Below are 7,463 nucleotides of genomic sequence, written 5' to 3' on the forward strand. Positions count from 1 at the left end.
CTCCCGGCCCCAAGCGGCCGGCCCCGCCACACCAGGGTGGCGGGCCCGGCCGCCGTCGCCGCGGAACCGGGTCGGTGCCGCGGGCCCGGACTCAGCCGCAGCAGTCGGGCTCCAGCCCGGCCGGGAGCGAAGTCCCGCCGAACACCTCGGTGGTGGCTTCGTCCCCGCCCAGTGCCGCGACGGCGAGCAGCAGCGAGCCGGCGGTCCACGTCGTCTGCTCCACCGGCCAGACCGCCTGGTCCTGGAACACGTACCCCGTCCAGTACATGCCGTTCTCGGCGCGCAGGTGGGTGATCGACCGCAGGATCTCCAGCGCCCGGTCCGACTCCCCGGTCGCCCACAGCGCGAGCGCCAGCTCGCAGGACTCCCCGCCCGTCACCCACGGGTTCGGCAGGACGCAGCGCACGCCCAGGTCCGGGACCACGAACTCGTCCCAGCGCTCCTCGATGCGGGCCCTGGCCTCGGCCCCGGTCAGGGCCCCGCCGAGCACCGGGTAGTACCAGTCCATCGAGTAATGGTTCTTGTCGAGGAACCGCTCCGGGTGGCGGCGGATGGCGTGCCCGAGCGCGCCCGCGGCGAGCTCCCAGTCGGGCTGCGGCTCCTCGCGGTGCTCGGCGACGGCCAGCGCGCAGCGCAGTGCCTGGTGGATGGATGAGGAGCCGGTCAGCAGGGCGTCCGTGACGGGCGTGCCGTCGGACTCCCGCTTCCAGCCGATCTCGCCGCCCGGCTGCTGGAGCGCGAGCACGTACTCCACGGCCGCGTACACGGCGGGCCACATCCGGTCGAGGAAGGCGTCGTCGCCCGTCGACAGGTAGTGGTGCCAGACACCGACGGCTATGTACGCGGTGAAGTTGGTCTCCCGGCTCGCGTCCTGCGGCTCGGCGGTGTCCACGCCGTCCGGCCGGTCGGCGTAGGCCGCGTACCAGGAGCCGTCCCGGTTCTGGTGCCGGGCCAGCCACGCGTACGCCCGCTCGGCGGCCTCGTGTTCGCCGGCCGCGTCCAGCGCCATCGCGGCCTCGGTGTGGTCCCACGGGTCGAGGTGGTGGCCGCGGAACCACGGGATGGCCCCGTCCTCGCGCTGGGCCGCCAGGATGCCGGCCACGGTGAGGGCGGCCTCCTCGGCCGTCAGCACGCCGTCCAGGACGAGGTGTTCGGGAGCGGTGCGCCCGGGGGAGCTCACTGGGTCGCGCCGACGGGGAGGTGCGGCTTGGTCGCGTAGGCCACGAAGCTCTTTCCGATGACCGGGTTCAGGGCCTGCTCCGCGAGGCGCGTCGCCAGCGGCTTCTTCATGATGTCCCAGACCAGCAGCTTGTGGTACGCCTTGACGGGCAGCGCCTTGTCGTTGTCGACGCCGAAGGCGCACTTGAGCCACCAGTACGGGGAGTGCAGGCCGTGCGCGTGGTGCGTGCCGTACGGCTTGAGGCCGGCGGCCTCCATCTTGCCGAGGAGTTCGTCCGCCTTGTAGATGCGGATGTGGCCGCCCTCGACCTCGTGGTAGGCGTCGCTGAGCGCCCAGCAGATCTTCTCCGGGCCGTAGCGCGGCACGGTGATCGCGATGCGCCCGCCGGGCTTGAGCACGCGCACCATCTCGGCGAGGACGCCCTTGTCGTCGGGGATGTGCTCCATCACCTCGGAGATGATCACGACGTCGAAGGACTCGTCGGGGAAGGGCAGTGCGAGGGCGTCGCCCTCCATGGCGGTGGCGGTGGCCCCGGCCGGGGCCTCACCGGCCTCCTTCATCGCGGCGAACCACTTGGCGACCTCGCGGATCTCCTCGCCGTTGCGGTCTACGGCGACCACCTGGGCGCCGCGCCGGTAGCACTCGAAGGCGTGCCGGCCTGCGCCGCAGCCCAGATCGAGTACGCGGTCGCCTGCGGCGAGCGGGAACCGGGAGAAATCGACGGTCAGCACGGGGTCCTGCCTTCGCGGTCGCGGGGTGGTGAGGGGGGAACGGGGTCGGGATACGAGCGGGAGACGGGGACGGGTTCGGGGGCTGCCACCGCGGGGGCGGCGGGTCACCGGGTCCGGCAGGTCCCGCCCGTCACCGCGTACGTCGGCTGCGGGCGGCCCGCTCGACGGCGGCGCGGTAGTGCGCGGCGGTGCCCTCGGCGGCTCTGGACCAGGTGAAGCGGTCCAGGACCCGTGCGCGTCCGGCGGCTCCGAGGCGAGCGCGCAGCTCCGGGTCGCCCAGCATCCGGCCCAGCGCGGCGGCCAGCGCGCCCGCGTCGCCCGGGGGCACCGCGAGGCAGGTCTCGCCGTCGGGGCCGGCGACCTCGGGGATGGCACCGCCGGTGGTGGCGACGAGCGGGGTGCCGGTGGCCATGGCCTCGGCCGCGGGGAGCGAGAAGCCCTCGTAGAGGGAGGGCACGCAGGCGACCTCGGCGCTGCGGACCAGGTCCACGAGCTCGGCGTCGGTGATGCCCTTGACGAACCGGACGGCGTCCTGGAGCCCGTACGCCTCGATGGCGCGGGCGACCGGGCCTTCCTCGGCGCGCTTGCCGACGACGACGAGGTGGGCGTCCGGGCGCTCGGTCCGCAGCTTCGCGAGCGCCTCCACCAGGTGGACGAGTCCCTTGAGCGGGACGTCGGCGCTGGAGGTGGTGACGATGCGGCCCGGGACCTCGGCCACCGAGGCGTCGGGGGACCACAGCGCGGTGTCGGCGCCGATGTGCACGACGTGGATGCGCTCGTCGCGGACGCCCAGGTGCTGGGCGATCTCCTGCTTGGAGGAGCCGGAGACGGTGAGCACGGACGGCAGCCTGCGGGCGACGCGGCCCTGCATGCGGGTGAAGCCGTACCAGCGGCGCACGGACACGCGCTTGGCACGGGTCGTCGCGGCGGCGAGGTCCAACTGCCGGTCGACGGTGATGGGGTGGTGGATGGTCGTGACCAGCGGTGCGCCGAGGTCGGCCAGCAGGCCGTAGCCGAGCGTCTGGTTGTCGTGGATGACGTCGAACTCCCCGGCGCGCGCGGCCAGATGGCGGCGGGCGCGCAGCGAGAAGGTCAGCGGCTCGGGGAATCCACCGGTCCACATCGTGCCGACTTCGAGGGCGTCGATCCAGTCCCGGTACTCGTCGCGCTTGGGCGTGCGGAAGGGATCCGGGTGCCGGTAGAGGTCCAGGCTGGGCAGCTCGGTGAGCGAGGCGCCCGTGTCGAGGACCGGGTACGGCTGCGCGCCGATGACCTCGACGGAGTGTCCGAGGCGCACGAGCTCGCGCGACAGGTGCCGGACGTAGACGCCCTGGCCGCCGCAGAACGGGTTCCCCTTATAGGTGAGCAGTGCGATACGCAGCGGGCGGTCGCCGTCCGTGGCGGAACCCGCGAAAGGGCTCGTCATCATGGCCTCAGCGGTCACTCACGGCCCCCTTCTCCCTGCACTTTCGCCGGAGCGTAACCGCTCGCATAATGTAGAACAAGTTTCAGACTTGATCCGTCGATGACCATTGAATCTACCGGCCGGAAACTACACCGTAAGAGGCGGAGCAGGTGATTCGCGCCACGGCTCGGGCGCCTGCCATGCTGGCCCCCGATGATCGGGAACCAGCCCGGAACCTGACCGGAACCTGACCGGAACCTGACCGGCTCCGGACCGGTTCCGGACCGGTTCCGGACCGGTTCCGGACCGGCTCCGGACCGAAACCAGCTCCCGACCGGAGACCGTCCCACCCCGCACGGGACCGCACGGGACCGCAACGACACGGAACGCCACGGAACGCCATGGAACGGGATACATGACAGCGGAAGCGAAGGCCGTCACCACACCGGCGTCCCCTCCCCTGACGGAGCGCCAGGAGGCGCGTCGGCGCCGGATCCTGCACGCCAGCGCGCAGCTGGCCAGCCGGGGCGGGTTCGACGCCGTCCAGATGCGCGAGGTGGCGGAGTCGTCCAGCGTGGCGCTGGGCACCCTCTACCGCTACTTCCCGTCCAAGGTGCACCTGCTGGTCGCCACCATGCAGGACCAGCTCCAGCACATGCACACCACGCTCCGCAAGCGCCCGCCGGCCGGTGACGACCCGGCGGCGCGGGTCGCCGAGACCCTGATGCGCGCCTTCCGCGCCCTCCAGCGGGAGCCGCACCTGGCGGACGCCATGGTGCGCGCCCTGACCTTCGCGGACCGCAGTGTGAGTCCCGAGGTGGACACCGTGTCCCGGCTGACCACGGCGATCATCCTGGACGCGATGGGGCTGGACGCCCCGCCGACGGCGGAACAGCTCTCGGCGGTCCGGGTCATCGAGCACACGTGGCACTCGGCCCTGATCACCTGGCTGTCGGGCCGCGCCTCGATCGCACAGGTCAAGATCGACATCGAGACGGTCTGCCGCCTGATCGACCTGACGGCCCCGGAAAAGGCCTGATTGCGCCGGGGGCGGCGGGGCAGGGCCGGCACGGCGCAGCGCGGGCCGGGCCGGCGCGGCGTAGCGCGGGCGGGGCCGTTCCGCCCTGCTGCCACCGCCCCGCCGCCCCGTACTCCGCGCCCTACTCCTCCGGCGGGAACACCGCTTCTCCCGTCGCCGCCAGGGTGATCATGATGGCTTCCACCGGGCAGCCCTCCGCCGCCGTCAGGACCGGTTCGTTCGCGTCCGTCTCAGGCGTGCGCGGGTGGGACTGGCGGGCCGTGTCGAGGGCGAAGCCCTCCGGGGCGTGGTTCACGCACATGCCCGAGCCGATGCACACCCCTCGGTCCACCTCGACCTGCCAGCGGTCGCCCATCAGGCGCCCGCCTCGTACCCGGCCGGCAGGTGGATCATCTTGTGCTCCAGGTACTCGCCCAGGCCCTCCGGCCCGAACTCCCGCCCCAGGCCGCTGTTCTTGTAGCCGCCGAAGGGGCCGAGCATGTCGAGGCTGAAGGTGTTCACGTTGAAGGTTCCGGTGCGCACCCCCCGGGCGAACTCGATGCCGTGCTCGACATCGCCGGTCCAGACGCTGCCGCTGAGGCCGAACTCGGAGTCGTTGGCGATCCGGGCCGCCTCCGCCTCGTCCCCGTACGGGATCAGGCACACCACCGGGCCGAAGATCTCCTCGCGGGCGATCCGCATCGAGTTGTCGACGTCGCCGAAGAGGGTGGGCTCGACGTACCAGCCGCGTTCCCGGCCCGCCGGGCGGCCGCCGCCCGCCAGGACCTTGGCGCCCTCCTCCTGACCGATGCGGATGTAGTCGAGCGAGCGCTGCTGCTGGCGCCGCGCGACGAGCGGCCCGAGCTGGGTCGCCGGGTCCAGCGGGTCGCCGACCACCAGGGCGCCCGCCGCCGCGGCGAGGGCTTCGGCGACCTCCTCGTACCGGCTGCGCGGCGCGAGTACGCGGGTCTGGGCCACGCACGCCTGCCCGTTGTTCATCCAGGCGGCCGGCACGATCCCGGCGATGGTGGTCGCGAGGTCCGCGTCGGGCAGGACGACGGCGGCCGACTTGCCGCCGAGTTCGAGGGTGACCCGGGTGAGGTTGCGCGCGGCGACCTCCATCACCCGCCTGCCCGCGGCCACGGAGCCGGTGAAGGAGACCTTGTCGATCCCGGGGTGGCCGACCAGGTACTCGCTGACCTCGCGGTCGGCGGGCAGGATGGACAGCACCCCCTCCGGCAGCCCGGCCTCGCGCGCGATGTCCGCGAGGATGCAGGAGTCCAGCGGGGCCTCGGGGGACGGCTTGAGGATCACCGTCGAGCCGGAGAGCAGTGCGGGCGCGAGTTTGGCCGCCGCGGCGAACTGCGGGACGTTCCACGGGATGACGGCGGCGACGACCCCGACCGGCTCCCGGCGCACCAGGATCGGCCCGAGGACGCCCTGGCGGTGCTCCTCGTACGGGTAGGCGCGGGCGACGGTGATCGCGGCGTCGTAGACCATCATCGGGCCGAGCGCCTGGGCGAGGATGCTCCAGGAGTAGGGGGATCCGTTCTGGGAGCTGATCGAGCGGGCGATCTCCTCGTGCCGGACGGCTATCGCGTCCTTGATCCGGGAGACGACCGCGATCCGCTCCTCCAGGCCCATCCGGGGCCAGGGCCCCTCGTCGAACGCCTTGCGCGCCACTTCGACGGCCCGGTCCACATCGGCCTTCGAGGCGTGCGGGACGGAGCCGATGACCTGCTCGGTGTGGGGGGAGACGACCTGGATCGTCTCGGTGCCCAGCGGATCCGTCCACTCCCCGCCGATGAACAGTTGTCCGTGTTCCACGAGCTCGGTCATGGCTGCTGCCTCCTGCGGCTTGGCGTTCCAGAACTGATACCAGTTCTAGTTAGAGGAGTCCACGGCCGGGACGGAACGGCCGGGAAGATCCAACGGCTGGCCGGAGAGGCGCGATGATGGTCGACTTGGGCTACTACTGAAACAAGTTCTCGTCAGCGGACAGGGGAGCCTCATGCCAGAGGGAACGTCACACGTGACACCGCAGGTCGCCGACCACGGCGGAGGCGTATGGGGCATCAAGGTCCCCATCCCCGACAACCCGCTCGGGCACACCCTCGTCCACGTCCTCGACACCGACCGGGGCCCGGTCCTCGTCGACACCGGCTGGGACGACCCCGCGTCGTGGCAGACCCTCGTCGCCGGCCTCGCCGTGCTCGGCATCGCGATCGCCGATGTCCACGGTGTGGTCATCACCCACCACCACCCCGACCACCACGGCCTGTCCGGGCAGGTCCGCGACGCCTCCGGCGCGTGGATCGCCATGCACGCCGCCGACACCGAGGTCGTCGTACGGACCCGCTCCGCCGAACCCGGCGTCTGGTTCGACTACATGAGCGAGAAGCTGGCCGCCGCCGGAGCCCCCGAGGAGCACATCGCCCCGCTGCGCGCCGCCCGCGCGAGCGGCCGCCTGCGGACCCTGCCCGGCCTGCGGGCAGCGGTCCCCGACCGGGAGATCGTCCCCGCCGAGCTGCTCCCCCTCGCCGGGCGGCGGCTGCGGGCGATCTGGACCCCCGGCCACACCCCCGGCCACGTCTGCCTGCACCTGGAGGAGGAGCACCCGGCGAACCTCCCCGGCAACGGCCGGCTCTTCTCCGGCGACCACCTGCTCCCCGGCATCTCCCCTCACATCGGCCTCTACGAGGACCCGCAGGACACCCGCGTCACCGACCCCCTCGGCGACTACCTCGACTCCCTCGAACGCATCGGCCGCCTGCGCCCGGCCGAGGTGCTCCCCGCGCACCAGCACGCCTTCACCGACGCACCCGCCCGCGTACGGGAGCTGCTGGAGCACCACGAGGAACGGCTGACCGGCCTGTGGGAGCTGCTGGCCGCACCGCTGACCCCCTGGGAGCTGGCGGAGCGGATGGAGTGGAACCGGCCCTGGGAGCAGATCCCGTACGGGTCGCGCAACATCGCGGTCTCGGAAGCGGAAGCGCACCTGCGCCGGCTGGTGAAGCAGGGCCGCGCGGAAGCGGTCCCGGGCAGCGACCCGGTGTCCTACCGCGCGCGGTGACCGCCCCGCCGGCGTCGACCGCGGCGGCGGCGGGGAGGGCGCGGCGGCGCCCGGCC

At 72.7% G+C, this 7,463-nt stretch carries 7 protein-coding genes; 2 read left to right on the forward strand and 5 right to left on the reverse strand.

The annotated features are described in order from the left end of the window. Positions 1-91: 91 nt before the first annotated feature. The 3 genes from ACWFQ8_RS33070 to ACWFQ8_RS33080 form a co-directional block, all read right to left on the reverse strand. The gene (locus tag ACWFQ8_RS33070) at positions 92-1,180 is read right to left on the reverse strand and encodes a prenyltransferase/squalene oxidase repeat-containing protein (protein WP_453789977.1); all 1,089 of its coding nucleotides are present in this window, start codon (positions 1,178-1,180) and stop codon (positions 92-94) included. Next, positions 1,177-1,911 carry a class I SAM-dependent methyltransferase gene (locus tag ACWFQ8_RS33075; RefSeq protein ID WP_384543965.1) on the reverse strand — a complete coding sequence of 245 codons (735 nt, stop codon included), beginning with the start codon at positions 1,909-1,911 and terminating at the stop codon, positions 1,177-1,179. The genes ACWFQ8_RS33070 and ACWFQ8_RS33075 overlap by 4 nt, the downstream gene beginning before the upstream one ends. 130 nt (positions 1,912-2,041) lie before the next feature. After that, entirely contained in the window at positions 2,042-3,355 is a 1,314-nt protein-coding gene (locus ACWFQ8_RS33080) for a glycosyltransferase family 4 protein (protein ID WP_453789978.1), read from the reverse strand. A 376-nt stretch (positions 3,356-3,731) separates the two neighbouring features. Here ACWFQ8_RS33080 and ACWFQ8_RS33085 point away from each other — a divergent pair, with 376 nt between their 5' ends. Further along, on the forward strand, positions 3,732-4,355 hold the full coding sequence (locus tag ACWFQ8_RS33085; RefSeq protein WP_272257467.1) for a TetR family transcriptional regulator: 624 nt from the start codon (positions 3,732-3,734) through the stop codon (positions 4,353-4,355). 121 nt (positions 4,356-4,476) lie between these two features. Here the strand turns inward: ACWFQ8_RS33085 and ACWFQ8_RS33090 are convergent, their stop codons facing one another. Next, complete coding sequence (locus tag ACWFQ8_RS33090) at positions 4,477-4,710, reverse strand: ferredoxin (protein ID WP_453789979.1); 234 nt, start codon at positions 4,708-4,710, stop codon at positions 4,477-4,479. Beyond that, positions 4,710-6,173 carry an aldehyde dehydrogenase gene (locus ACWFQ8_RS33095; RefSeq protein WP_453789980.1) on the reverse strand — a complete coding sequence of 488 codons (1,464 nt, stop codon included), beginning with the start codon at positions 6,171-6,173 and terminating at the stop codon, positions 4,710-4,712. The genes ACWFQ8_RS33090 and ACWFQ8_RS33095 overlap by 1 nt, the downstream gene beginning before the upstream one ends. Positions 6,174-6,345: 172 nt before the next feature. Here ACWFQ8_RS33095 and ACWFQ8_RS33100 point away from each other — a divergent pair, with 172 nt between their 5' ends. Next, the gene (locus tag ACWFQ8_RS33100) at positions 6,346-7,407 is read left to right on the forward strand and encodes an MBL fold metallo-hydrolase (protein WP_453789981.1); all 1,062 of its coding nucleotides are present in this window, start codon (positions 6,346-6,348) and stop codon (positions 7,405-7,407) included. Positions 7,408-7,463: the final 56 nt, after the last annotated feature.

Source organism: Streptomyces sp. NPDC055254, from assembly GCF_053606025.1.

Bases quoted from the DNA above. Each gene is read 5' to 3' on its own strand.
- ACWFQ8_RS33085 (WP_272257467.1), top strand. From the start codon at position 3,732: ATGACAGCGGAAGCGAAGGCCGTCACCACACCGGCGTCCCCTCCCCTG.
- ACWFQ8_RS33090 (WP_453789979.1), bottom strand. From the start codon at position 4,710: ATGGGCGACCGCTGGCAGGTCGAGGTGGACCGAGGGGTGTGCATCGGC.
- ACWFQ8_RS33095 (WP_453789980.1), bottom strand. From the start codon at position 6,173: ATGACCGAGCTCGTGGAACACGGACAACTGTTCATCGGCGGGGAGTGG.
- ACWFQ8_RS33100 (WP_453789981.1), top strand. From the start codon at position 6,346: ATGCCAGAGGGAACGTCACACGTGACACCGCAGGTCGCCGACCACGGC.